This window comes from Enhygromyxa salina (genome assembly GCF_002994615.1).
Taxonomy (GTDB): domain Bacteria; phylum Myxococcota_A; class Polyangia; order Nannocystales; family Nannocystaceae; genus Plesiocystis; species Plesiocystis salina_A.
Map to the genome: position 1 here is coordinate 21476 of NZ_PVNK01000035.1, position 24273 is coordinate 45748.

The 24273-nt window shown below is 69.6% G+C and carries 20 protein-coding genes; 10 read left to right on the plus strand and 10 right to left on the minus strand.

Annotation, left to right across the window (positions count from 1 at the left end):
- Nucleotides 1–228 precede the first annotated feature (228 nt).
- Nucleotides 229–1137 (plus strand): hypothetical protein, encoded by a 909-nt coding sequence (locus ENSA5_RS03470; protein WP_106390123.1) that lies wholly within the window; start codon nucleotides 229–231, stop codon nucleotides 1135–1137.
- Nucleotides 1138–1440: 303 nt separating this feature from the next.
- Nucleotides 1441–2274, plus strand: coding sequence for a hypothetical protein (locus ENSA5_RS03475; protein ID WP_146155282.1), 834 nt, complete (start codon nucleotides 1441–1443; stop codon nucleotides 2272–2274).
- A gap of 332 nt (nucleotides 2275–2606) precedes the next feature.
- On the opposite strand, the gene ENSA5_RS39890 is transcribed toward ENSA5_RS03475, so the two are convergent.
- The 10 genes from ENSA5_RS39890 to ENSA5_RS03520 all read right to left on the minus strand — a co-directional run bounded on the left by ENSA5_RS39890 (nucleotide 2607) and on the right by ENSA5_RS03520 (nucleotide 14584).
- Entirely contained in the window at nucleotides 2607–3467 is an 861-nt protein-coding gene (locus ENSA5_RS39890; protein WP_308726530.1) for a helix-turn-helix domain-containing protein, read from the minus strand.
- 34 nt (nucleotides 3468–3501) lie between these two features.
- Nucleotides 3502–4467, minus strand: coding sequence for an isopenicillin N synthase family dioxygenase (locus ENSA5_RS03485; RefSeq protein WP_106390126.1), 966 nt, complete (start codon nucleotides 4465–4467; stop codon nucleotides 3502–3504).
- Nucleotides 4468–4542: 75 nt separating this feature from the next.
- Nucleotides 4543–6276: a hypothetical protein gene (locus ENSA5_RS03490; protein ID WP_106390127.1), complete on the minus strand. Its 1734-nt coding sequence runs from the start codon at nucleotides 6274–6276 to the stop codon at nucleotides 4543–4545.
- A gap of 3 nt (nucleotides 6277–6279) precedes the next feature.
- Entirely contained in the window at nucleotides 6280–8187 is a 1908-nt protein-coding gene (locus ENSA5_RS03495) for a DUF885 domain-containing protein (RefSeq protein ID WP_106390128.1), read from the minus strand.
- A gap of 58 nt (nucleotides 8188–8245) precedes the next feature.
- Entirely contained in the window at nucleotides 8246–9655 is a 1410-nt protein-coding gene (locus ENSA5_RS36945; protein ID WP_106390129.1) for a sodium/glutamate symporter family protein, read from the minus strand.
- A gap of 280 nt (nucleotides 9656–9935) precedes the next feature.
- Nucleotides 9936–10487, minus strand: coding sequence for a hypoxanthine phosphoribosyltransferase (gene hpt, locus ENSA5_RS03505; RefSeq protein WP_444843365.1), 552 nt, complete (start codon nucleotides 10485–10487; stop codon nucleotides 9936–9938).
- 229 nt (nucleotides 10488–10716) lie between these two features.
- The gene (locus tag ENSA5_RS03510; protein ID WP_106390131.1) at nucleotides 10717–11748 is read right to left on the minus strand and encodes an alpha/beta hydrolase; all 1032 of its coding nucleotides are present in this window, start codon (nucleotides 11746–11748) and stop codon (nucleotides 10717–10719) included.
- A 50-nt stretch (nucleotides 11749–11798) separates the two neighbouring features.
- Complete coding sequence (locus ENSA5_RS35535) at nucleotides 11799–12416, minus strand: hypothetical protein (protein ID WP_181197328.1); 618 nt, start codon at nucleotides 12414–12416, stop codon at nucleotides 11799–11801.
- Nucleotides 12417–12494: 78 nt separating this feature from the next.
- Nucleotides 12495–13145: a hypothetical protein gene (locus ENSA5_RS36950; RefSeq protein ID WP_181197329.1), complete on the minus strand. Its 651-nt coding sequence runs from the start codon at nucleotides 13143–13145 to the stop codon at nucleotides 12495–12497.
- Between the two features lie 41 nt (nucleotides 13146–13186).
- Nucleotides 13187–14584, minus strand: coding sequence for an APC family permease (locus ENSA5_RS03520; protein WP_146155284.1), 1398 nt, complete (start codon nucleotides 14582–14584; stop codon nucleotides 13187–13189).
- 179 nt (nucleotides 14585–14763) lie between these two features.
- Between ENSA5_RS03520 and ENSA5_RS03525 the strand changes: the two genes are divergently transcribed.
- From ENSA5_RS03525 to ENSA5_RS03560, 8 genes are all read left to right on the plus strand, one after another.
- The gene (locus tag ENSA5_RS03525; protein WP_106390134.1) at nucleotides 14764–16050 is read left to right on the plus strand and encodes an outer membrane protein assembly factor BamD; all 1287 of its coding nucleotides are present in this window, start codon (nucleotides 14764–14766) and stop codon (nucleotides 16048–16050) included.
- 63 nt (nucleotides 16051–16113) lie between these two features.
- Entirely contained in the window at nucleotides 16114–16824 is a 711-nt protein-coding gene (locus tag ENSA5_RS03530; RefSeq protein ID WP_106390135.1) for a tetratricopeptide repeat protein, read from the plus strand.
- A gap of 3 nt (nucleotides 16825–16827) precedes the next feature.
- The gene (gene truD, locus ENSA5_RS03535) at nucleotides 16828–17910 is read left to right on the plus strand and encodes a tRNA pseudouridine(13) synthase TruD (RefSeq protein ID WP_258182719.1); all 1083 of its coding nucleotides are present in this window, start codon (nucleotides 16828–16830) and stop codon (nucleotides 17908–17910) included.
- A 181-nt stretch (nucleotides 17911–18091) separates the two neighbouring features.
- A complete protein-coding gene (locus ENSA5_RS03540; RefSeq protein ID WP_106390137.1) occupies nucleotides 18092–18739 on the plus strand; it encodes a MotA/TolQ/ExbB proton channel family protein in 648 nt (215 codons plus the stop codon).
- Between the two features lie 3 nt (nucleotides 18740–18742).
- On the plus strand, nucleotides 18743–19189 hold the full coding sequence (locus ENSA5_RS03545) for an ExbD/TolR family protein (RefSeq protein ID WP_106390138.1): 447 nt from the start codon (nucleotides 18743–18745) through the stop codon (nucleotides 19187–19189).
- A gap of 6 nt (nucleotides 19190–19195) precedes the next feature.
- Complete coding sequence (locus ENSA5_RS03550; protein ID WP_146155285.1) at nucleotides 19196–20125, plus strand: energy transducer TonB; 930 nt, start codon at nucleotides 19196–19198, stop codon at nucleotides 20123–20125.
- 16 nt (nucleotides 20126–20141) lie between these two features.
- On the plus strand, nucleotides 20142–22835 hold the full coding sequence (locus ENSA5_RS03555) for a TonB-dependent receptor (RefSeq protein ID WP_258182717.1): 2694 nt from the start codon (nucleotides 20142–20144) through the stop codon (nucleotides 22833–22835).
- Nucleotides 22836–22840: 5 nt separating this feature from the next.
- Nucleotides 22841–23992, plus strand: a complete 1152-nt coding sequence (locus tag ENSA5_RS03560) for a hypothetical protein (protein ID WP_106390141.1) — start codon at nucleotides 22841–22843, stop codon at nucleotides 23990–23992.
- The last annotated feature ends 281 nt before the right edge of the window (nucleotides 23993–24273 follow it).

Consider the following 24273-nt stretch of genomic DNA (forward strand, 5'->3'; position numbering starts at 1 on the left):
GGTCGCCACGCACCACGGGCTGCTAGCAGTGGTGCAATGCATCGTGTCGCCTCGCGCCGGAATGTTCGCCGAGGGCGCGAAGCCAAAACGCCGCTGTACCGGGCGTACTGCAAGTTTTGGCGACAAAGCCCTCGGCGAAAAGGCCAAGCGAGGCGGCGCGAGGGATTGCACCACGCGCTGCTAGGGGTACGGGACGGTGGTGGGGGTATCGAGTAGACTGCGGCGGCCATGAACCGTGCCCCCCTCGCTGTCGTGACCCTCGGTGTGCTCCTGCTGACGCTCCCGGGCTGTAAGAAAGAAGCCGAGCCCGAGCCCAAGCAGGAGGAGAAGAAGGCCGAGCCGGCGCCTGAGCCCGAGCCCGAGCCCGTCGAGCCTCGCTTTGATCTGTCCGGGCCCAAGCCGCCCGAGACCAGCACCGTCGTGTTCTCGGTCGAGGGCGCCCTTCAGCCGATGGCCTGCTTCGACAAGGACAAGGGCGGGCTGGCGAGCGGAGCCGACTGCGTGGGCCTGGTCGCGGAGGGCTCCGAGGTCTACATGGAGTCGAGCTTCGGCACCAAGGCACTCAGCAAGACCGGCGCCGGGACCAAGACCTCGACCTGCGCGGACGAGGGTGCGATCCCGACTGCCGAGCTCGATGGAGGCGCGGACTACGACTGGGGCGTGTGGCCCAAATCACTCGCGCCCGAGTTCACGCAGATCAGCCCCGACACCTGGTCCGACCGCGGCGCTCGCCTCGACGAGGCCGAGACCAAGGCCGTGCAAGAGGCGATGGCCAAGATCCGCAACGTCCAGGGCGAATTCCAGCCCAAGCAAAGGGCCACCGCCGACATCGACGGCGACGGCAAGGACGAGCTGTTCGCGTCGGCGGTGCTCATCAACCCCGCCGACCCCGACACCTACCTGGTCTCGGGCCTGTTCATGGCCCCCGGCGGCGACCTCGCCAACCTCCAGCTCATCGACCAGGCCAAGAAGGGCGCCGACGTGATCAAGCTGCTCGGCGCCGTCGACCTCGACGGCGACGGCAAGCGGGAGCTGTGGACCGGGATCACCTTCGACGGCGGCGCCGGAGAGCGCATCGTCCAGCTCGGCGACAAGCCCACGCCCCTGGGCAAGTGGACCTGCGGCGCCGGCAGCTGACGACCCTTCGTCAGAAGCCGAGTGCGTATCTAGTTGCGCGCTCGCGCAGACAAATAGCTCGTGTCGTGCACGGGCGTGCACATTATGCATGTGCACGCCGCGCGTATTGCGCAATTGTATCTTCTCTCGCCTGCGCGCGGTGAGAACAGGGGATGAATTGGATTCATGACCTGGACACTGCGCCGCTCAGACCTCGCCTCGCATACAGTGAATATAGTTCACGGCGTTTGGAGGCCCTGCGTGAACTTATTTCACGAATCCGGGTTGCGCGGGAGCTTTCACATGTGCTAAATATTGCACACCATGAGGGACGCCACCCTTGCACGCTTCAGCGAACGCCCACTCAAGTTGCTCCGAAGGACGCTCGGGGACCGAAAGTCAATTCGGGGCAAGCTTCGGCGTGCGGGCTACGCGCTCGCCAACTACGCCTTCCCCAAGCGAATCGAGCCGCGTCTGGGCAAGCTCCGGACCCTCGGCTACATCGGCGCCGACCCCAACCGGACCCAGCTCCTGTTCGGCTCGGTCGACATGTTCCGCTTCTTCATCGTCCCTTGCGCGGCCGACTACTACCGCAGCAAGGAGATCACCTTCGTGTTTCACGCGCTGCTGCGCTTTCTCGATGACCCGGCCTCGATGATGGATCCGACCGGGTTCATGAGTCACCGCGACGCGATCATCGGCCACCTGATGCAGGTGACCCACGCCGACCCGATCTACGATCTGCAGCTGCTCGCGGCGATCGACGACGGCCTCGACGAGCTCGAACGGCAGATCGTCCAGATCCTCGATGGCACCCACCCCCGGTCCAAGTCGATCGGCGCGATCATCGAAGATCCCGACTACCACCGGCGCCTGCTCGAGCACGTCCGCGAGTTCAAGGCCAACCCGGCCGGCTGCAAGCCCCTGCTCCGCGAGAACGTCGCCAACAACCCCCATTTCGCCGAGATTGCGGACACGTTTGGGGATCTTCCGTCCGCGATTGGCTACTTCGCTAGCCTGCCCGACCGGCCCCTGCCCGCGCTTTTGCGTCTCCTGCGCACCCGCGAGTTCCCGAACAAGGTCCCGAACAAGGCTGCTCCAGCAGTAGAAGTGGCAGCCAACAACGGCGAGCTCAGCGCAGAGCCCCGGGCCGCCTGAACGCTACTCTCATGATTGCGCGTTGTAGTGTCGTCAATGACGGCGCCACAACGCGCTTTTTAGTGGTTCCGAACACGTGATCATGGACGGTGCCGCGTTGTACGCCCCACACGCGAAATCGACCCGACCAGGCAAATGTGACCGGTAGCGACCGGCAAATCGTACTCGTCGCGAACGCGCGCGAATACCCGGGCGCGGCGGGGCCCCGGGCGACCGGCGGGTCGCCGCTGTGCCGGACGCCGCTGTGCCGATCCCCGCTGTGCCGATCCCCGCACACGCGCGCGGAGCCGCGAGCCGCGCTGGCGCGCGAGCTCGGACCCGCGGGCGCTCGATCACGAGTTCTCGGACTCGGCCTCGGACTCGGACTCGGACTCGGACTCGGCCTCGGCCTCGCCCTCGCTGTCGGCCGCCGCACCGCTGGCCGCGGCCGCCGCGTCGCTGGCCGCGGCCGCGATGCCGTCGAGCTCCTCGAACAGGGCCCGGAGCACGCGCGTCGCCAGGACCAGCTCTCGGGGGCCTCGCGTGGCCAGGAGATCGACGAGCTCCCGGGCCTCGTTCCGCGCGCCGAGCTCGTAGCTCTCGAACAGGGTGCTCAACATCAGGTCGAGCCCGCCACACAACTTACGCAGGGTGTCGAGGCTCGGGGAGAAGCTGCCATGCTCGAGGCGGCGGATCGTGTCCGCCGACAGGCCGCTGCGCTCGGCGAGGACCTCTTGGGTCATCCCTCGCGCGCGACGCAGGCTCCGCACATGACGACCGAAATTGCGACCGGTATCCAAGTTGCGCCCAGTTTCGTGGACTGCGAAGCCAATCGACAGTGAAGAACAGTCGGGCACATACGCGGTGGCGTGCCATGCGAGGCCCGAAGCCCGCCCTCGGCGCGAGTCACTTGGAACGCGAACACTCTCGCGAACATGTGACTCATCAGTGGCCCGGACCCCGGCCATTCGTGGCAGCGGCGGGAACCGCGAGGCCAGCCATTCGCTCGCCCGTACCCAGACCGGCTGAGGAGCCTCGACCGCAGCCAGCGCCGACGCGGGCGACTGTGCCCGCTGAAGCGCGTCACATGCGGCCGCGGCCGGCCCGAGGGCGAGCGGAGACGCCGCGGGGGCGGAGGTGCCGCCCGGGAGGTCCTCGTCGTGAGGCTCGAGCTCGGTCGAGCAGGATGTGGGGAAGCTGTGCGTGTCCGACATGGTGTGGACGTATCGGCCCGCCCCACGGCAGTTTTCAGAAGAGTTTAATCTCGCGCAGACGCTGGAGTAAGAACGCGTCGGCGGTGATCGGCTCGGGGTAGCGATTCGGGTTGTCGTCCGAGACGCACTCCGGCAGCGTCTCGACCACGAACTCGGGGTTCGGGTGGACGAAGAAGGGCAGCGAGTAGCGTGGCTGGCTGCGCCACGGCTCCGGCGGGTTGACGACCCGGTGGAGCGTCGACGGGAGCACGTTGTTGGTCAGCCGCTCGAGGATGTCGCCGACGTTGCACACGACCACGCCCTCGATCGTCGAGACCGGGATCCACTCGCCCTTGCGCGAGAAGATCTCGAGGCCCGGCTCGCCCGAGCCGACGAGCAGCGTGATCAGGTTGATGTCGCCGTGCGCGGCCGAGCGCACCGCGCCGTCGGCCCCCTGCGCGCCGTCGAGCGCGGGATAGTGGATCGGCCGCAAGACGCAGTTGCCGTGATCGACCTTGTCGGCGAACCAGTCCTCGTCGAGGCCGAGGTGGAGCGCGATCGCCCGCAACATCCGCCCCCCGAGGCTGTCGAGCGCCGCGTACAGGCTCGAGAGCACCTCGCGAAAACCCTCGACCTCGCTCGGCCACAAGTTGGCGGGCATCATCCCTGCCCACTCGCTGTCAGCCGGCAAGGTCCGGCCGACATGCCAAAACTCCTTGAGATCGGCGATCTCAGCGTCTTTGGCGGTCTCGACCCCGAAGGCCGTGTAGCCCCGAGCACCGCCCCCGCCGGGGACGTGATAGCCCATCTTGGTCTTCGTCGGCAGCGCGAAGAACTGCTTGAGGACCTCGTAGGCGCGCCCGACAAGGACCTCGTCGAGCCCGTGCTCGCGGATGCCGACGAAGCCGTAGGTACGCAGCGCCTGGCCGAGATCAGCGACGAAGGCGGCGCGATCGGAGTCGCTGCCCTGGTCGAAGCGGCGGAGGTCGAGCTGCGGGACTCGAGCTGCGGAGCTACTCACGGCGACGGACCTACCACGATCGCCGAGCCTGGGGGAACTCGGCGACCGCCGCGCCCATCTACGTCCTGCGAGGGGCTACTCGTTGGTCGGGATCGTCGCCCACAAGATGCCGATCCAGATCAGCGGCGCGAGGTTGATGCTCAGACCGAGGCGGATGTCGTTGAGCGCGCCCTCGTTGCTGCCGAGATACTGATGACTGACCTCGAGCCCGACGATGCCCCAGACCGCCTCGAGCGCGAGCCCGTGGCGGAGGCCGTAGACCGCGGGCCCGTCGCCGGTGTTGCGATCGATCCCGCCAAGGACCAGGCGCGGGCGATAGAAGGCCGCGATGATGTGGGTGCCAAAACCAACGCCGACGCCGAGATCGAACAGGTGGCCGCCGCGGGACGGGTGGGTCTCGTAGCGGTAGGCGAGCTCGGGCCAGACCCACAGCGTCGGGCCGCGCTCCTTGTTCAGCGGTTGGAGCATCGCGCCGGCGCTGAGCTCGAGCGAGTAGCCCGCGACCGGCTCCGCGCCGAGCGGGAACACCACGCCGTTGTCGAGGCGGATCGTCGGCATCCAGAAGAAGCGCGGCCCGTCGGCCTTGCGCAGCTGCCAGGCCTCGCGCCGTCGCAGGCGCTCGAGCAGCTTCTGATCGGACTCGGCGAGGGGTTGGTCAGCCTGCTCCTTCGAGATCGCAACGAGGGGCACGCGCTCGAGCCCCGCGCGGGATGCGACCCAGGCCACGCCCTCCCCTCCGTCGAGGGCGAGGTCGTGGACGAGGCCGATGTCGCGGCCGATGAGCACGAAGCGCCCGCGATCCCACAGCCACACCCGGTCGCCCGCCGTCATCACCACGCGGTCGCCAGCCGCGGATGAGACCCCAGTGATCGCGGTGAACCCCGCCGGGGCTTCGCCCTCGCTCGGCGCACCAATTGGGATCGGATGCTCGCGCGTGGGGACGGCGCCCGAGACCCGCAGCGCCGTCTCTGCGCCGCTATCTTCGTCCTCGCCCTCGCCCTCGCCCTCGCCCTCGCCCTCGCCCTCGCCCTCGCCCTCGTCACGCAGCAGCCGCTCGGACGCGAGCTCGCTGTCGATCACGGCCCGCTGCTCGCCGAACTCGAGCTCGACGAGGCGATCCCGACCGACGCGGACCCACAAGGTCTCGGTCACGGCGCTGTACCAGGCGTCGTACCAGGGCGCGCGGATCGACTCGGGCGTGAGCCCGGGGACCAGCGGGCGATCCCACTCGCCGTCGAGGAAGCGCACCAGCAGACCGTCGCGCCCGACGATGTGAACCTGGCCGCCGGGGCTGGTCGCGGCCGCGAGCGGGCGCATCCGGGTGGGGTAAGGATAGACTCGCCAGCGTCGCGTGCCGCGCTCGTACAGCGCCTGCTCGCGGCCGATCGCGTAGACCGTCCCGCTGGCGTCGACGACGACCGCGACGAGCTCGTCGCCCTCGAGCAGCGGGACCCGCTCCTCGCTGACCTCACCGGGTCGCCACGAGACCAGGCGACCGTCGGCCGCGGCGAACACCGCGAGCACACCACCGACCGCGCGCGTGCCGTCGGCGTCGACGAAGACCTCGGGCTCGACCGCCGCGCTGACCGTCTCCGCGCCGCTTTGATCGTAGAGCCGGATCGCCTGGCGGCCGCCGGCGAGGAGCAGCTCGTGCCCGTCGGACCACAGCGCGCGGACCTCGGGGCCGCCCGAGGCCTCACTCGGGCCGAGCTCGGGCGACTGCGCCAAGGCCGACGCCGACCACAACATCACGACCAGCAGCGACGCGAGCCGCAGGCCGGAGACCAGGAGGCGATTGAACTCACCCATCGATCAATTGCCCGCGCCGCGCCCCTCGACCCAGGCGCCGACGCGGCGCCGCAAGATCGGCAAGGTCACCGCCCCGGCCCCGAGCACGACGTCGTGAAAGCCGGCGATGTCGAAGCGAGCTCCGAGCGCGGCCTCGGCCTCGGCGCGCAGGCGCAGGAGCTCGATCTGCCCGTACTTGTAGGCCAGCGCCTGGCCAGGCCAGCCGACGTAGCGATCGACCTCGTTGACGATGTTGTTTTTGGCCAGGGCCGTGTGCGCGAGCATGAACTCGACGGCCTGCTCCCGGGTCCAGCCCTTGGCGTGGAGCCCGGTGTCGACGACCAGGCGAGACGCCCGCCAGGCGTCGAAGCTCAGGACCCCGAGGCGATCGAGATCGCTCTCGTAGAGCCCCATCTCGTCGGCGAGGCGCTCGGTGTACAGCGCCCAGCCCTCGACGAACACGGTCGTGCCGCCGTGGCGACGAAAGGCCGGCGCGTCGGGCAACTCCTGCGCGATCGAGATCTGGGTGTGGTGGCCGGGCACGGCCTCGTGGATCGCCAGGACCCGGGCCTCGTAGCGCGGCCGGGTCGTCGGCGCGTAGGTGTTGATGAAGTAGACGCCGGGCTCGTCGTCGCCGGGCTGGCGGTAGTAGGCGATCGTCGTGTAGGGCGCCTCGTAGTCGGGGATCGCCCGGACCTCGCACGGCGTCGCGGGCAGGTGGCCAAACCACTGCGGCGCCGCGGCCTCGGCCGCGCGGAGGCTCTCGCGAGCGAAGCGCTCGACCTCCTCGGCGTCGCGAAAATAGAGCTCGGGGTCGGTCCGCAGCCGCGTGAGCACCTCGTCGAGCTTGCCGGTCCCGAGCGCGCGCGCGCCGAGGCTGCGGAACTCGTCGTCGATCCGGGCGATCTCGGCGAGCCCGAGCTCGTGGAGCTCGTCGGCGCTGCGGGCTTCGCTGATGTGCTGCTGGATCAGCGCCGTGTAGCAGTCCGCGCCCACGGGCAGGCCCCCGAGCCCGACCGCCGCGCCCGAGCGCGCGGCCGGGAGCAGCTCCTCGCGCAAGACCGCGACGTAGCGCGTGAGCGCGGGGACGACCTCCTCGGTCACGAGCCCGCGCAGCTCGACGCGGACGGGATCGTCGCTCGCGCGCTCGACGACCGGCTCGAGCAAGCTCGACTCGTCGACCGGCGTGTCCAGCTGACGCTCGAGCATCTCCACGGTCCGCGCGAGGGTCTCGGCGTCAGCCACGAGCCCGCGCCCGAGGCCGTCACGGAGGTCGGCGATGTGGGCGTCGACGAGGGCGGGGAAGCTGCGGTAACGCGCGCTGAGGTCGCTAGCCTCGGCCCCGGCGTCGAGGCGGACGAGCTCGGCGAGCTCGAGCAGCTCGGTCATCGCGTTGTTGCGCGTCGACACGCTCCACGCCCACCGCTCGCACACCTGCGTGGCCTCAGCGGACTCGAGCTCGGCGATGAACAGCTCGAGGGTCAGGCGGTCGTCGTCGTCGAGGCCGGCCGCGCCCGCGCCCGCGCCCGCGCCCGCGCCCGCGCCCGCGTCGATCGCCCGCGCGCGCTCGAGGTAGCTCGACCGTCGCTCGCGCGCGGCCGCGCGGGCCTCGGGTCCACGCTCGGGCCAGCCAGCGTCGAAGTCGTGGACGCCAACGCGCATCGCGAAGGTCGGCGCGTGCTCGAGGCGGTCCCGCCAGTGCTCGCGCAGCAGCTGCGCGAGGGCCTCGTGCTCGACGCCCGCGGCCGCCCGCTCGAGCTCCCCCGCGAGGCCCCGGTCGGGACCCGGCCCGGGGCCCGCGTCGGAGACGACCACAGGCGAGCTCGGGTTGCCGGGCGCCTTGCACCCGCCGAGGGCGAAGATCACCAGCGAGCTGCGGACGAGGCAGCGAAGCCGAGGCCTCGAGCCTGGGAGACGGGAAGGACGCTTCATGAGCCGGCGCGGGCTAGGATTTCAGGCCCACGCTGGCTCCGCAACCCGGGCAGCCAAATCACCCGCGCTCCTCGCCATCGAGGCTCGGCCACGGCTTCCACGGGGTCTTTCCGAAGCGCAGCGGGGCCATGAAGCGCCAGACCAGGACGAGCACCAGCGCGTAGCCTAGGAGCACGCCCAACACCACCAGCGCCTTGCCCGGGTAGTCCGCGGGGAAGTTGGTGACCGGGATCTGGATCGCGATGAGCAAGGGCAGAGCCAGGGCCGCGGACGGCGTGACCGCGAGCACGAAGTTGCGGGCGCTCGGGCCCTCGAGCTGCGGATCGAGCATGCGCAGCAGCATCAGCCCGGTCGTGGCCGTGCCCGTGAGCGAGCCGTAGGTCACCACGCTGTGCTCGAAGGGCCGGGTCGGGAACGCGCGCCGAGCCATCCAGATGCACGCGAACGCGGTCGTGAGGCCGCCGACGGTCGAGATCAGCAAGACGGGCGCGAGGTACTCGGCGAGCACCGCGACGCTGACGGCAGCGAGCGCGGCACAGGTCGCAACGTCGACGATCACGCTGCTGGTCCGAGCGAGCAGGTCGTCGTCCAGAGGGTTGCCGCCGGGCAGCCGCGCGGCCAGCGGTCGCAGGACCAGCGCGAAGCCGGTCGCGATCAGGAAGTGAAAGCCCCACACGGTCGGCTGGTGCTTCTCGGGCAGCTGCGGCGTGACGAGCTCGAGGAACACCCAGGTCGCGAGATAGACCAGGGCGATCGCCACGAGCTGAGCCGTGAGCGGCTCGAGCCCGCCGACCCTGGTCCGCCGCGCGGGCGGCCGACGAAGGGGCGGCTCGTCGCTCGGGCTGTCGACCGCAGCTTGGAGCTCGGCCCTGCCCCGGGCCCGATCCCAGCCTCGACGCCGGCCCCACGCCACGAGCGCGACCCCGACCACGCAGCACCAGGCGTAGCCGAACACCGCCATGATCAGCCCGATCTGCGCGCCATTCGTGAGGCCCGCGTCCTGCTCCCAGGTCGAGCCGAAGGTCATCGCCGCGCCCGGCCCCTGGTTGAAGGCCAGGGGCAGCAGCACCCCGAAGCCCGTGTGCAGCCGCGGCCCGCCCTCGACCGCGTTCCAGCCGAGCACACACAGCAAGCCGACCACGCCCTGCAAGGTCGCTATCGCCGGGATCGCAAACGCGATCGAGCGCGCCGTCCCGCTCGGCTTGCCGGGCGGCGGCGCCTGGAGGCTGACGGCGATGAACACGAGCGCGAGCCCGTGATAGACGATGACCTCGAGGTGCGCGGCCGAGAAGGGCAGCAGACCGAGGACCGCCGGGCCCAGCACGACCGCCAAGGCCCCGGCGATCAGGGCGTCGGGCATGCCGAGGCGCTGGACCGGCCCGATCATCCGGCGCAGGGCCGCCGCGACCGCGATCAACGAGATGATGATCAGCAGATCCTGAACGTAGCCGCCGCCCCAGTACTGCATGCTTTGCTCCTCACCCGCGCCATGGCCGATCCACGGTACCCGAAGCGGTGCGGGCGCGGGTCAGGAAGCGCTCAGGCGAGCCGGCTGCCAGCCGCGCGGCGATCGTCCGCTGGTGCGGCTGGTGTCGAAGGCGCCGCAGCGCGAGCGCGAGGATCTCTCGGCGCTCACGCACACGCCCGAGAGCCCGGGCGCGAGGCCGGGCAACGGGTCGCGCTTCCCAGCGGAGCTGGAGATTGCACAGCCGAGGGGCCGTTGTTAGCCCCCCGCCGTCAACGCGCCGTCAGGAATAGACTTCCGGTCGGAGGACGCCGATGAAGGGGAGGTTGCGGTAGCGGCCCTTGAAGTCGAGGCCGTAGCCGACGACGAACTCGTTGGGGCAGTCGAAGCCGACGTAGCGCGCGCCCATGTCCTCGAGCTCCTTGCCCTTGCGCACGGCCTTCTTGTCGAGCAGCGCCGCGATCTCGACCGACGCGGGGCTCCGACCGCGGAGGTTCTCGCGCAGGTAGTGGAGCGTGAGCCCGGAGTCGATGATGTCCTCGACGATGATCACGTGGCGGCCCTCGATCGCGCGATCGAGGTCCTTCATGATCCGGACGACGCCCGAAGACTTGGTCCCGGCCCCGTAGGACGACACGGCCATGAAGTCGACCGTCACCGGGAGGTTCACCGCGCGGGCGAGGTCGGCCAAGAAGGGGTACGAGCCCTTGAGGATGCCCAGCATCAGGACCGGGTGCTTGTCGGTGTAGTCTCGCGTGATCGCCCGACCCATCTCGATCACCCGGTCGTGGATGACGTCGGCGTCGAACAGGACCTCGCGCAGATCCTCGCGCAGGCCACCCTCCCAGATCTCGGCGTAGACCGCCGAGCGCTCAGCGCTGCTCTCGTCGCTCATGGTTGGCGAAGGTACCACCGCGAGGGCGTGCCCGAGCGTCCGCGGGGCGCCCGCCCGGATCGTACAGATCGCACAGATCCGCGGACACGGGCCGAGATCGGCAGTTTTTGCCGGGACCGAGCGCCGCCGTGCGCTTGCGATCGGATCCAGGCCCGGAGATCTGCCCGGCTCAGTCGGTCAACGCGCGATACAAAAATGGTAGCGAGACATCGAGGCGGTAGCTGACGCCGGAGTGGCCGCCCTCGAACTCCTGGTAGACGTGATTGATCTGCGCGTCGACGAGCTTGCGCGCGAGGGCGCGACTGCCGAAGTGCGTGAAGTACTCGTCGCGCGAGCCGCAGTCGAAGTAGAGCCCGCGCAGGCGCCTCATCGACTCGAGCGACTCGGGCGCGGCGACGAGCTCGAGGGGATCGTGCGCGAGCCAGCGCGCCCAGCGACCCAGATCCCGAGCGCAGGTGTCGAGGTCGATCGGCAGGCGGATCCCGAGGGGCGCGCCGTCCTCCGGGGCGTAGCTCGCGGCCATGGCCAGCAACATCAAGGTGTTGAACTGGCCCCCGCGGATCTTGTCGGCGGCCCACAGCTTGTCGAGGAACACCTGCGGATCGTTGTCGCAGCTCGCCAGCTGCATGAGCGCGGACGGCAGCTCGCGCCCGTAGAGCAGCTCGAAGCCGACGTCACCGCTGTGCGACGCGACCGCGCCCCAGCGATCCCCGTGCTTCATCGCGTGGACCAGCGCGGCGTAGCCCCCGCTCGAGTGCCCGAACACCGCCCGATGCGCGGGCCCCTGGCGGACGTCGAACTGGGCCTCGATCTCCGGGACGAGCTCGTCGAGCACGAAGCTCTCCCAGCGCCCGAGCACGGGCGAGTCGATCCACTGGTTGCCGCCGAGGCTCGTGAACCCGTCGGGCATCACGACCACGACCGGGCCGAGCTCGCCCTCGGCGATCAGTCGGTCGATCCGCTGCGGCAAGCTCTCGCCGAAGCTGTGCCAGTTGAGCAGCTTGAAGCCGCTGCCGCCGAAGGCCGCGAGGGCCACGAACATCGGGTAGCCCGAGTCCTCGCCCCGTTCGTAGTCGGGCGGCAGGTAGACCGCGACGCTGCGCTCGTGCGGGTCGCCGAGCTGGTTGTCCTTTAGCGCCGCAGAGTCGATGGTGATCTCGACGATGCGCCCGCGGGGGCGGGTAAAATTATGGGTCGGCACCCCCCGACGATAGCCGAAGGGCGCCGATCACTGCGCGCAATTTCGGACCTTCACCGCCCGAGCGCGACCTTCATCAGCAGCAGCGCCTCGTAGCCCGCGTTGGCCACCAGCTGGCTCTCTTCGTCCTCGCCCGCGACCGGCACCAGCCCGTCCTTGCCCATGCGAAATTCCGAGTCGAGCCCGCGGCCCTCGAGCTGGTCGAGGAACGCGTCCTTGGTCAGGCGGACGTCGCCGCGGTAGTCGTAGACCGCGACCCGGTTGATCGTGCCGCGGGCGTCGACGCCGATCCCGATCTCGAGGGTCAAGACGCTCCCGTCGAGGATCTTGGGCTTGGTCCGGGGGTCGATGAAGATCGCCACGCCCAAGAACTGCCCGTCGGTGTCATGGGCGACGTAGAATTCGGGGGTCTTGTCTTCGGGGTAGAGCTCGAAGCCGAGCTTCTTCTCGAGCTGCTCGATTTCTTTTGCTGAAAATTGGTAGCGCTTGATCCGCCACGCGTTGGGATCCGCGTCGGGGAACAAGCGCATCAAGTTGCGGTGGGTGACCTCCCAGCTGCCCCACTTGGCGAGGTGAGCCTCGGCCGGGGCCGGCGCCAGCGCCACGTCTGCTCCGAGGCCAAACAGGGCCAGAGCTGTCAGGAGGGTTCGTAGCGGGGTCTTCCAGGCCATGCGCGCACCGACGCTGCTGTCGAGCGTCGCCCGTGGGCCCTGAGACGTCAAGCTCGCGCGGATCTTCACGCTGGGGCTTCAGGTGGTGCTGTCGGTGCCCGAATCGCCGTCGCTCTCACCGTCACCGTCGTCGCCGTCACCGTCACCGTCGCCGTCGCCGTCGCCGTCGCCGTCGCCGGACTCGCTGGACCGGCAGCTGTCGATGTCGAGCGCCGCGTCTGCTTCGATGCCCGAGACGATGAACTGGTAGACCTCGAGGTCGGTGATGTGGCCAGGCTTGACCCTGCGGACCCGCGGACCCGGGGCTGCGAGGCAGGTGGGCTCGGGGACGAAGGCGTCGCTGTCGGTCGGATCGATCACGGCCTCGACGACCATCAGGTAGCCGGGGTCGCTGCCATCTGCCAGCGCCGAGGCCGGTACGGACCTCGCGGTGCCCCGGAAGCGGTCGCAGGGAAACAGCAAGGGCCTGATGATCTGGCAGTCGGGGTTGGTCCAGTCGAGCGCGCAGGCCTCGTCGGTGCTGTCGACGATCCTCAGGCGGACGCGGAGATCGAAGCGGACCCCGCTTTGGCTGGTGAGGGCGCAGGTGTCGGGCCGCGAGCCCTGGGGATAGATGCGCGCGAGCTCGGCGTCTTCAAACTCCCAGTAGAGCTCGACGAGGCCGTCGCTCTCACCGCAGGCCGAGAGCATCGCGAGCCCGAGCAAGGCGGTGCAGATCGACGGCCGCATGGTCGAGAGACTACCGCTTTCCCGGCGCCCTCGCCCCGGCATCATTCACGCCGACGTCGCACCACTCGATAGAACAGCAGCGCGCCGCCAAACCACCCGAGCGCGAGCCAGACCGAGGGGTCGCCCCAGCGCGCGAGCACCACCAGCACCACGACGCTCGACACCGCATGGAGCACGGGCGGCAGCGGGTACAGCCAGGTCTTGTAGGGGCGGCGCAGCTGTGGCTGCGTGCGCCGCAAGATCATGACCGCGAGGACCGTCAGCGTCCCGGTGATCAGCATCGCGCTGGTCGTGTAGGCGATCAGCGTGTCGAGCCCGTTGCCGAACAGCGCGAGGTCGAGCACCAGCAGCGCCAGGGCGATCCCGCACTGCATCCACAGCGCGACGACCGGGGTCGAGAAGCGCGGATGCAGCACCCCGGCCGCGCGGGCGCAGTCGCCCTCCTTGCCCATCGCAAACGCGATCCGCGACCCCGTCAGGATCGAGCCGTTGAGCGAGCCGATCATCGCGAGCACGATCAGCCCGGTCAGGACCGTGACCCCGAGCGGCCCAAACATCGCCTGGGCCGCGGCCGTCCCGGCCTCCCCGACGTTGGCGAGGCCCTCGAGCGAGAACACGTCGAGGAAGCCCACGCACAAGATCAGATACAGCGCCGTGACCGCCGCGGTCCCGCCAACGAGGGCCCGCGGGAGGTTGCGCGCGGGGTTCTTGATCTCCCCGCCCACGTAGATCGCCGCGTTCCAGCCCGAGTAGGCGAAGTAGACCGGCAGGTAGGCGCGGGCCAGGGTCGCGCCGCTCGGCCGCGCGCCGAGCTCCTCGTCGGTCAACGCAGGCGCGACCGTGCCCGGCTCGTGGCCCCACAAGACCACCAGCGTCGCGACCAGGAGCACCGCCAGCGGGACCGAGACGACCAGGACCTGCACGACGCCCGAGACCTTCACGCCGACGTGGTTGATCAGCGTCAGCGCCACGATGATCAGCGCCGCCCACAGGTGCGAGGCCGGGATCTCGACGGGCCCGAGCGCGAGAGGTTCGGCGAACGCAGGCCCGAGCAGGGCCGGCAGCTGGTATTTGGAGGTTGCAACCGCGACCGCGGCCAGCGAGCCCGGGAAGATCGCCAGCAGCTGCAGCCATCCGGCCGAGAAGGCGACGCCGGGCCCCCAGCTCTGACGCAGGTAGGCATAGTCTCCGCCGTCGCGCGGCATCATCGCGCCGAGCTCGGCGAGGCTCAGCGCGCCGAGCAGCGCGACCAGCCCGCCGAGCAGCCACACGAGCATGAAGGATCCCGAGCCGCTGACGTGAGCCGCGACCTCGGGCGGGCTAATGAAGATGCCGATGCCCAGCATCGAGCCCGCGACCAGAGCCAGGGCTGGCAGCCCGCCGAGGGTCCGCACCGGACGCGCCCCGGCGTCTCCGGCCACCGCCGGTCCTTGCGCCACCTCGCTCACGATCTGCCGCACCCTAACTCAGCCCTGGACAGCTGTCGCGTTTGTGACGGGCCGGGCGACCGCCGGCCTGGCCCGATGCGTCAAAACCGGCTAGCGTCCCCGCCGTGCGCAGCGGTCCACGCGCTAACGAGAGGTTGCAAGGGCCGGCGACGCGCCCCGTTGCCGAGCTCATGCGCGCGCCCACCCACATCGGGGCTCCCACGCCCAGGCCCAGCGCCCGATTCCCTCGTGCAGGAGGCGCGCGCCGAGGCCCGCTCGGCTGGCTCCGGGCCGGCTCGCTCGGTCTCGCGCTGACCCTCGTCGGCGCGCTCACGACCACCGCCTGCGCGACCGGACCCAACCTCTCGGACGAGTACGGACAGACCGCGCGCGAGAACTACGAGCTCGCGGTCGCCGAGTTCGGCGACAAGGACTGGGAAGAGGCGATCGCCTACGCCGACTTCGTCCGCATCCGCTTCCCCTTCTCGCGCTACGCCGTCGAGTCGGAGCTGCTGATCGCCCGGGCCGAGTTCGAGCTCAAGAACTACGTCACCGCCCAGGACTCCTTCCGCCAGTTCCTGCGCCTCCACCCCACGCACAAGCACGTGCGCAACGGCTGGGTCGCGTACATGGCCGCGGTCGGGGCCTACATGGCCGCGCCGAGCAGCGTCCCCTTCCTGCCGCCGCACTACCAGCGCGACCAGACCCTGCTGCGCGAGGCCACGCTCGAGCTCGAGTACTTCTTCGATCACCACGCCGGGTCCGAGCTAGAGCCGCTCGCGCGCAAGCTCGAGGCCAAGGTCCAGCGTCGCCTGCTCGAGCACGAGCTCTACGTCGCCCGCTTCCACCTCGACAGCGACCGCCCCGAGGCCGCGATCATGCGGCTCGAGGCCGCCCACGACACCTTCCCCGGCATCGGCCTCGACGCCGAGGTCCTGTTCCTGCTCGGCATCACCTATTTGCGCATCGGGGAGATCGAGCTCGCCCGCGAGATCTTCAGCGAGCTCCAGATGCAGCACCCCGAGCACCACCACGGCCAGCAGGCCCGGCTGTACCTCAAGTACATGACCGAGCGCTACGGCCCGCCAGACCCCAACCGCCCCCGGCCGGATCGCTCGCCGCCCGTGCCCGAGACGCCGCCCCAAGCGAAGCCCGACGAGTTCAAGGACTGGCGCTGGCGCAAGGAGCAGCGCCGGCGCCAGCGCGAGGGCGAGCCGGCCGAGCCCGAGCCGCCCAAGCAAGACACCAAGGCGACGCCCGAGCCGCCGAAGTCGGGCAAGTCCGGCAAGTCCGGCAAGCCCGGCAAGAAGAAGGCTCAGCCCGAGAAGTCCCAAGCTTCCGAAGCTCGAGATCCCGAGGGTCGAGGCTCCGAGGCCCAGGCCCCCGAGGATCCCGAGGCGCCCGAGTCCCCGGATCCCGAGGCGACCGAGCCCCAGGATCCCGAGGCGCCCGAGCCGCCCGAGCCCGCGGCAAAGTGACGCCAGCGCCCCGACCCGGATGAGCCCCCTTCAGGAGGCCCAAAAGGTACACTCGCCCCGCGCATGGAGCCCGACACCCGAGTCCACCTCAACGCCGGCCGCGAGCACTACCTCGCCGCCGAGTACCACAAAGCCGTCCCGCACCTGGCCAAGGTCCTCGAGCGCCACGACGGCTTCCCTGACATCCACAACATGCTCGGCGTCTGCCTCCAGCAGCTCAGCCGCGCCGCCGAGGCCCGCGCTCACTTCGAGCGCGCCGTCGAGCTCAACCCCGCGTACACCGAGGCCGCCCTCAACCTCGCGGTTTGCTACAACGAGCTCGGCCAGTACGACGACGCCAAGGCCGTCTACGAGCGCGCCGCCGAGGGCCGTGAGAGCCGCTCGACCGCCGTCGACAACCTCGACGGCTACGTCCGCGGCAAACTCGCCAACCTCCATCGCGACCTCGGCCTCGCCTACGAGGGCGTCGGGATGCTCGCCCAGGCGATCGAGCAGTTCCGCCAGGCGCTGCAGCTGTGCCCGACCTTCGTCGACATCCGGACCAAGCTCGGGACCACGCTGCGCGACGCCGGCCACGTCGACGAGGCGATCGACGAGCTGATCGGGGTCCGCGAGGCCAAGCCCGAGTACACGGTCGCGCGCCTCCACCTCGGCGTGACCTTGTGGACCGCCGGTCGCAAGGACGACGCCCAGGCCGAGTGGAACGCGGTGCTCGAGTACGAGCCCGACAACAAGCGCGCGCAGATGTACCTGCGCATGGCCAAGAAGGACTAGAGCCTGGCTACGCCGCTCCCGGACGCGCTCGTTCGCGCGGTCACGGATCCGCCGCGAGGCTGCGCCGATCTCCCGACGATCGGCGGCCAGATCCGCGCGCGGCCCGAGGACTTCGAGGTCGAGGAGCTGCCCGCCTACGAGGCCGACGGGCGCCCGGGTCACGTCCTCGTCTGGCTGCGCAAGCGCAAGCTCGCCAGCGAGGACGCGGTCCGCGAGGTCGCTCGCCAGCTGCGGATCCCTCGGGTCGAGATCGGCGTCGCCGGACTCAAAGATCGAGACGCGGTCACCCGCCAACAGATCAGCCTGCCCGAGCGCGCGATGGCCTCGCTCGCGAGCTTCGAGCACCCCGCGATCACCCTGTCCGATCCCCGCCCGCACTCGCACAAGCTCCGTCGCGCGCACCTCCACGGCAACCGCTTCCGCGTCGTCATCCGCGGGCTCGAGCTCGAGCTCGACGAGGCCGAGCGGCGAGCCGCGGCGGTCGTCGAGCGCCTCGCGAGCGAGGGCCTGCGCAACTACTATGGCGTCCAGCGCTTCGGACGGCAGGCTCGCAACCTCGAGCCGGGGCTCGCGACGTTGGCCGGCAAGCGCCGCCGTCGACAAAAGGGCGACCTCACCCTCAGCGCCGGACAGTCGGCGCTGTTCAACTTGTATCTAGCGACCCGGGCCGAGCGCGGGCTCTCGACCACCGCGCTCGCGGGCGACATCCTCCAAAAGCGCGACAGCGGCGGGATGTTCGAGTGTGAGGATCCGAGCAGCGACCAGGCCCGCATCGCCGCGGGCGAGCTCGTCGTCACCGGACCGATGTTCGGCAGCAAGATGCGAGCGCCGAGCCCTGGCACCCCGGCCCACGAGCTCGAGCGCGAGATCCTCTCGATCGTGAAGCTCAACCCCGCCAAGCTGGCCAAACTGGGCCGCAGCGCCCCAGGTACCCGCCGCCGCCTCCTGGTCTGGCCCGACCCGATCGAGCTCGCCCGCGCCCCGGCCGTGGCCGAACCGTGCGAATTGACCCCGGGGCTGGAGCTGCGTTTTTGCCTCCGACCCGGGAGCTACGCGACAATCTTGTTGCGTGAACTGTGCGGCTGACCAGCCGGATCGCGTCGTGCGCGAATCTGATGTGGCGCTCCGTCGCGGTCAAACTGGCCCCAAAGCGGCGCCGAGCGCCGCTTTGGCGGGGTGAGCCTGGTCGACCAACGTCGTTTCAGCTACCTTTCGCGCGTTTGCGGCACCCGCAGCGCGGGGCTCGTTCGCCAGCCAAGACAAGTCCATGGATCTCCAAGAAGCCTTCCTTCAACTCGCGCTGCTCGGAGCCAACTGGGTGCTCTGGGTCCTCGTCGCCCTCAGCGTCGCCAGCGTCGCCATCGTAATCGAGCGCGTGTTGTTCTTCCGCAGCCTCGCCGGACGCGACGCGGCCCTGCTCAAGCCCCTGTCCGAGAAGCTCGCCAAGGAGGACCTCGACGGCGCCAAGGGCCTGGTCAAGGGTGCGCCCTCCCCGGGCGCGCGGATGCTCGGCCCGATGCTCGACGTCGCCGATCGTGGCGCGGGCTCGGCCAAGGCCGTGGCCGAGGGCAACCGCGCGTCCGAGAAGCTCCGGCTCGAGAAGAACCTCGGCTTTCTCGGAACCGTCGGCTCCAACGCCCCCTTCATCGGTCTGTTCGGCACCGTCATCGAGATCCTGCGGGTCTTCCACCTGCTCGGCGAGCAGGGCGTGACGACCGGCGAGGACGCGAGCGCGATCATGAGCGGCATCTCCGAGGCCCTGGTCGCAACCGCGATCGGCCTCTTGGTCGCGATCCCGGCGGTCATCGCCTACAACACCTTCCAGCGCCGCGTGAAGCGGATCCTGTCCGAGGCCGACGCGCTGACCGGAATGGCCGTCTCGCAGCTCGTCGAGGCCGACGAGGAGGCGAGCTAGACCATGGCCGCGGGCGGACTCGACGACGACGAAGAGATCACGGCGATCAACATCACGCCGATGGTCGACATCATCCTGGTCTTGCTCGTGATCTTCATGGTCACGACCGCGACGATCAACAAGATCGAGGGCATGGAGGTCGACAAACCCGACGCGACCTCGGGCAAGAACATCGACGAGCTGCCCCAGAGCATCGTGCTGATGTGCCGCGACGAGGGCGAGTTTGCGATCGACGGCCAGCCGGTCGAGGGCACCCAGGCCGAGATCGACGCGGCGATCGGCGCCGAGATCGAGCTCCGCGTCAGCCAGAACAAAGAGCTCCAGGGCATCGTCCAGTGCGACACCAAGGCCCAGGTCGGGGCCATGGTCCACCTCATCGATCTGCTCCGCGACCACGGTGTCACCAAGTACGCGATCGCGACCGAGCAGCCCCCCAACGCCGAAGGCTGAGCCAGCATGATCCCGTCGTCTTTGCTGCTGCTCGGACTCGCCGACCACGGCGATCCGGGCGGTTTCGACGCGACGACGGGCATCCTGGTGTTTCTGGCCGCGGTCGCCGGCTACCTCGTCTACGAGTTCATCCGCGACAACAAGGGTCGCTCGGGCATCGCCCTGATCGGCGCGGTCGCGGGCCACGTGCTGCTGATCTTGTTCCTGTCCCTCGACATCCCCGGCCGCGTGGGCTGCGGGGTCGAGGTCGTGGGCACCGAGCTGATCGAATTCGAGGTCGCCGAGGTCGAGAAGCCCGAGCCCGAGCCCGAGCCCGAGCCCGAGCCCGAGCCCAAACCCGAGCCCGAACCCGAGCCCGAGCCCGAGCAACCCAAAGAGGTCAAACCCAAAGAAGTCACCGAGCCCAAGCCCAAGCCCAAGACCAAGAAGGCGCCCAAGCCCAACCCAGACCCGGTCGAGACCGAGCCCGCCCCGGCCAAGCGCTGGGATCTGTCGAACACGGGCACCGGGCCCGTGGTCGTGCCCCAGGGCAGCGGCGGTGAGTACGGCGGCACGGGCAAGCCCGACAGCAAGGGCAAGGCCAAGGCCAAGCCGAGCGGCGACCCCAAGGGCGACGAGAAGGGCACCGTGGCGACCTGGCAGCCCCGCAGCGAGCTGTTCATCAAAGATCTACCCAAGGCGATCAAGGTCCCCAAGATCGAGTGCCCGGCCACCGCCGAGCTCGGGGTCGAGGGCGAGGTCATCCTCAACGTCCAGGTCGGACGCGACGGCAAGATCCGCAGCGTCAAGGTCGTCAAGGGCATCGGCCAGGGCTGCGACAAGATCGCCGTCAGGGCTCTCAAGCAAGCGCGCTTCAAGCCCGCGATCGGCACCAACGGCAAGCCGGTCGACTTCGAGCTGCGACGCTACGAGTACGTGTTCACCCTCAATGACTAGGAGTTTGTCGCGGCGCGTGGCTGCGTTGGCCGGCTGGCTGTGTCTGTGGGCACAGCCCGCGCTCGCGGGTCCGCCGGCCGAGGAGCAGGCGGTCCCGGGCCTCGTCGCGCCCAAGCTCAGCGTTGGGCCCCAGACCTTCGAGTATCCGGCCGCGCTGCGCGAGCGCGAGGATCCGCCGAGCGGACAAATCACGATCGAGTACGTGGTCGGCACCGACGGGGTGCCCAAGGAGATCGTCGTGCTCGAGAGCCCCGACCCCGCGCTCGATCCGATCGGCGCCGAGATCGTGGCCAACTTGCGCTACGAGCCGGCCACGTACGAGGGCGAGCTCGTCGAGGTCAAGCTCTCGCTCGCCTTCGTCGTCGAAGCTCCGGCCCCCGCCCCCGTCGAGGATCCCGATCCGCTCGAGCCCGACGAGGGCGAGCTTCCAGACACCACCAACCCCGACCCCGACCCCGACGACAGCGCCGCGATCGTGCGGATCTCGGGCCGGGTCCGCGAGGCCGGCTACCGGACCCCGATCGAGGGCGCGACCGTGCTCGCAATCGGGGCCGGCGAGCTCCCGGTCGGCGAGATCCGCGGGACCCTCTACGAGGAGCCGAGCGAGCCCGAGTGGACCGTGCAGGCCCAGACCGACGCCGAGGGCCGCTACGAGCTGCGCGACGTGCCCGAGGGCAAGGTCCGGCTGGTCATCCTCGCCCCGGGCTACGTCCGCAGCGATCGCGTGGTCGAGCTCGAGCCCGGCAAGCAGCTCGAGATCAACGTCTGGCCCCGACGCGAGAGCCAAAACCCCTACCGGACCGAGGTCGTCGTCGAGCGCGAGCCGATGCCCGAGATCGTCGAGCGAAGCCTCGAGCTCGAGGAGATCCAGAAGATCCCCGGGTCCCAAAACGACGCGCTCAAGGCGATCCTCAACTTCCCCGGGGTCGCGCGGCCGCCCTTTAGCTCCGGCTTGCTCGCGATCCGCGGGGCCGCGCCCGAGGACTCGGCGGTGTTCCTCGGCTACCACGAGATCCCGCTCTTGTTTCACTTTGGCGGGCTGCGCAGCGTGTTCGCCTCGGAGATCCTGGCCCAGATCGACTTCATCCCGGGCAACTTCGACAGCCGCTACGGCGACGCGATCGGCGGGGTCGTCAACGTCCAGCCCCGCGCGGGCCGACGCGACGGCTACCACGGCCACCTCGACGTCAACGCCTTCGACGCCGGGTTCCTCGCCGAGGGCCCGATCGGCAAGGGCAGCTTCGCGCTGGCCGGGCGCCGCAGCTACATCGACTTCTTGCTCACGCAGGCGCTGCCCGAGGACTCGGGCATCAACTTCTCGGTCGCCCCGCGCTACTGGGACTACCAGCTCTTGTTCGACTATCCGGTCTCCGGCGGCGAGCTCAGCGTCCGGGCCTTCGGCAGCTCCGACAAGCTCAAATTGGTGTTCAGCGGGGCCAACGACGACGAAGACGCGACCGAGGACGCGCGCAACCAGGTCGAGACCGGGCAGTATTTTTCCCGCGCGGACATCGTCTACCGCAAGCGCCTCGGCGCCTGGGACTTTTTGATCACGCCCTCGTTTCGGGCCGGGTTCACCGAGCTCGGGGTCGGCGGCATCCTCGATCTCGACGTCCGGACCAAGGACGTCACCGGTCGGACCGAGATCAGCCGCCAGATCTCCAAGCGCCTGCGCTGGCGGATCGGGACCGAGGTCAACGCGACCCTGTTCGACGTCGACGTGAGCGCCCCGAACGGCGCGAGCTTCAGCGCCGCCGACACGATCACCCGCACGGTCAGCGGCCTCATGTTTCGCGGGGCCATGTACTCCACGGTCACGGTCGGGGTCACCGACAACTTCGTGCTCTACCCGGGCCTGCGCGCCGAGTACTTCGCCGCCCAGTCCCGCGCGGGCGTCGATCCGCGCCTGCGCGGGGTGTGGAAGCTGAGCGACCGCACCGCGCTCAAGGGCGCCGTCGGCCTCTACACCCAGGGCATCCAGCAGGCCGTGCAGCTCGACGAGTCCTTCGGCAACCCCTACCTCGGGTTGCAAAAGTCCGTCCACACCAGCTTGGCCGTGGCCCAGGACCTGCCCTGGGACAGCTTCGTCGAGCTCACGGGCTTCTACAAGGAGCTGTGGCAGCTGGTCTCGCCCTCGCAAGAGCTGGTCTCGCGCAGCGGCGGCGAGCTCGGCCCCGAGCAGTACGCGAACACGGGCGTCGGCCGGATCTACGGGCTCGAGCTCCTGCTGCGCAAGAACCTCAGCGACAACCTGTTCGGGTGGGTCTCGTACACGCTCTCGCGCAGCACCCGAATCGACGCCCCGGGCGAGACCCGCGAGCTGTTCGACTTCGACCAGACCCACATCCTCACGGTCATCGCTAGCTACAAATTCCCGCGCGGCTGGCAGCTCGGGGCGCGCTTCCGCCTGGTCTCGGGCAACCCCTACACCGAGGTCCAAAACGGCGTCGTCGACGCCCAGGTCGGGACCTACTTCCCGATCAACGGCCCGATCAACGGCGCCCGGCTGCCGCCCTTCCACCAGCTCGACCTGCGCCTCGACAAGACCTGGGTCCTGCCGATCTTGCAGGTGAGTCTCTACGTCGACGTCCAGAACGTCTACAACCGGCAAAACACCGAGTTCATCAACTACGCCTACGACTACCAGAGCTTTTCGACAATCAACTCTTTGCCTATCATCCCCTCGATCGGCTTCCGCGTGGAGCTGTGACGCCCATGCCCCGAGGTCTCCCCAACCGTCTCCCGACCCGCCTGGTCGCGCTGCTGGCCCCCGCGCTGCTCGGCGCGTGCGCGGTGGACCTGCCCGACCCGCGGATCATCATCAGCCACCGCGTGCTCGCGATCCGGACCGAGGTCACGACCTCCCTCGCCCCCGCCCCCGAGCTCGACGCCGACCGCCCCAAGGCCGAGGCCCTGCCCTTCGAGACCGTCGAGATCACCCCCTTCATCGTCAACGAGGACGGCGAGGTCGACCCCGAGAGCCTCGACATCGTGTGGCTCGCCTGCGAGCTGACCCCGGGCCAGGGCCTGTTCGCCTGCCTCCAGTCGGCGATGCCCCTGACCCTCGACGAGATCCCCGAGTGCGCGGAGCCGAGCTTCAGCGACCTCATGGCCGAGGAGCTGCCCGAGCCCGAGAGCCCGTGCCTGATCGCGCGCGAGGGCACGCCCGAGTACACGGTCCCGCTCTCGGCCAACGTGTTCGTCGGCGGCGCCATCGAGCTCACGATGATCGCTGGCGTCCCGGGCGGAACGCCGACCGACACCTGCGCGGCGGAGCTGCTCCGCGACGAGTACGACCTGCCCGACGACTGCCTCTACGCGGTCCAGCGCCTCAACCTCGGCCCGGTCGAGCTGCTGCTCTCGATCGCCGCCAACCTTGGCTTCGAGATCCCCGGCTTCGAGGTCCCCGCGCCCGAAGACATCCCCGAGCCCGACCGCCACATGCGGATCAGCGAGGTCCGCGTCGGCGTCATCAACAAAGACGGCGAGCAGGTCGGCGACGCGTTCATCGTTGAGCCCGGCGACGTGTTCGCGGCCCCGCGCGAGTCAACCTTGCAGATCGAGATCGACTCGCCCGAGGAAGACCTCCAGAGCTTCTTGATCCCGGTCAACAACGGCGAGACCTACGAGACCCGCGACGAGGCCTACCAGGGCGATTGGTACCGGACCTGGGGCGAGTTTTTGTCGGGCACCAGCGACGACCCGATGAGCTACAACCAGTGGACGCTGACCCAGGGCGAGCAAGACGAGACCGAGCTCCAGCCCGGAGATCGGGCCCGCGTCTACTACGTCGTCCGCGACGGGCGCCAGGGCGTCAACTGGTTCTGGTTCGAGGTCGAGGTGACCGAGCCGCTGCCTGCGCCCTAGTACCTCGCCGCAGTGATTTTGATGGTTTGCCGCGCCGGGCCTCGCGTCGCTGGCGCGAAGCGAGGAGGGAGTTTGGTGGGCCCAAATGACCGACGAGCGACAAAGCCAGCGGCGTGAGGAACAAGCGTCAAACCGTCAAAATCACTGCGGCGAGGTACTAGCAGCCCGGGGTGCAATGCCTCGCGCCGCCTCGCTTGGCCTTTTCGCCGAGGGCTTTGTCGCCAAAACTTGCAGTACGCCCGGTACAGCGGCGTTTTGGCTTCGCGCCCTCGGCGAACATT

Excerpts from the sequence above, each read along its gene's own strand:
- ENSA5_RS03470 (WP_106390123.1), top strand. The coding sequence starts at position 229 with ATGAACCGTGCCCCCCTCGCTGTCGTGACCCTCGGTGTGCTCCTGCTG.
- ENSA5_RS03475 (WP_146155282.1), top strand. The coding sequence starts at position 1,441 with ATGAGGGACGCCACCCTTGCACGCTTCAGCGAACGCCCACTCAAGTTG.
- ENSA5_RS39890 (WP_308726530.1), bottom strand. The coding sequence starts at position 3,467 with ATGTCGGACACGCACAGCTTCCCCACATCCTGCTCGACCGAGCTCGAG.
- ENSA5_RS03490 (WP_106390127.1), bottom strand. The coding sequence starts at position 6,276 with ATGGGTGAGTTCAATCGCCTCCTGGTCTCCGGCCTGCGGCTCGCGTCG.
- ENSA5_RS03495 (WP_106390128.1), bottom strand. The coding sequence starts at position 8,187 with ATGAAGCGTCCTTCCCGTCTCCCAGGCTCGAGGCCTCGGCTTCGCTGC.
- ENSA5_RS36945 (WP_106390129.1), bottom strand. The coding sequence starts at position 9,655 with ATGCAGTACTGGGGCGGCGGCTACGTTCAGGATCTGCTGATCATCATC.
- ENSA5_RS35535 (WP_181197328.1), bottom strand. The coding sequence starts at position 12,416 with ATGGCCTGGAAGACCCCGCTACGAACCCTCCTGACAGCTCTGGCCCTG.
- ENSA5_RS36950 (WP_181197329.1), bottom strand. The coding sequence starts at position 13,145 with ATGCGGCCGTCGATCTGCACCGCCTTGCTCGGGCTCGCGATGCTCTCG.
- ENSA5_RS03525 (WP_106390134.1), top strand. The coding sequence starts at position 14,764 with ATGCGCGCGCCCACCCACATCGGGGCTCCCACGCCCAGGCCCAGCGCC.
- ENSA5_RS03530 (WP_106390135.1), top strand. The coding sequence starts at position 16,114 with ATGGAGCCCGACACCCGAGTCCACCTCAACGCCGGCCGCGAGCACTAC.
- ENSA5_RS03540 (WP_106390137.1), top strand. The coding sequence starts at position 18,092 with ATGGATCTCCAAGAAGCCTTCCTTCAACTCGCGCTGCTCGGAGCCAAC.
- ENSA5_RS03545 (WP_106390138.1), top strand. The coding sequence starts at position 18,743 with ATGGCCGCGGGCGGACTCGACGACGACGAAGAGATCACGGCGATCAAC.
- ENSA5_RS03550 (WP_146155285.1), top strand. The coding sequence starts at position 19,196 with ATGATCCCGTCGTCTTTGCTGCTGCTCGGACTCGCCGACCACGGCGAT.
- ENSA5_RS03560 (WP_106390141.1), top strand. The coding sequence starts at position 22,841 with ATGCCCCGAGGTCTCCCCAACCGTCTCCCGACCCGCCTGGTCGCGCTG.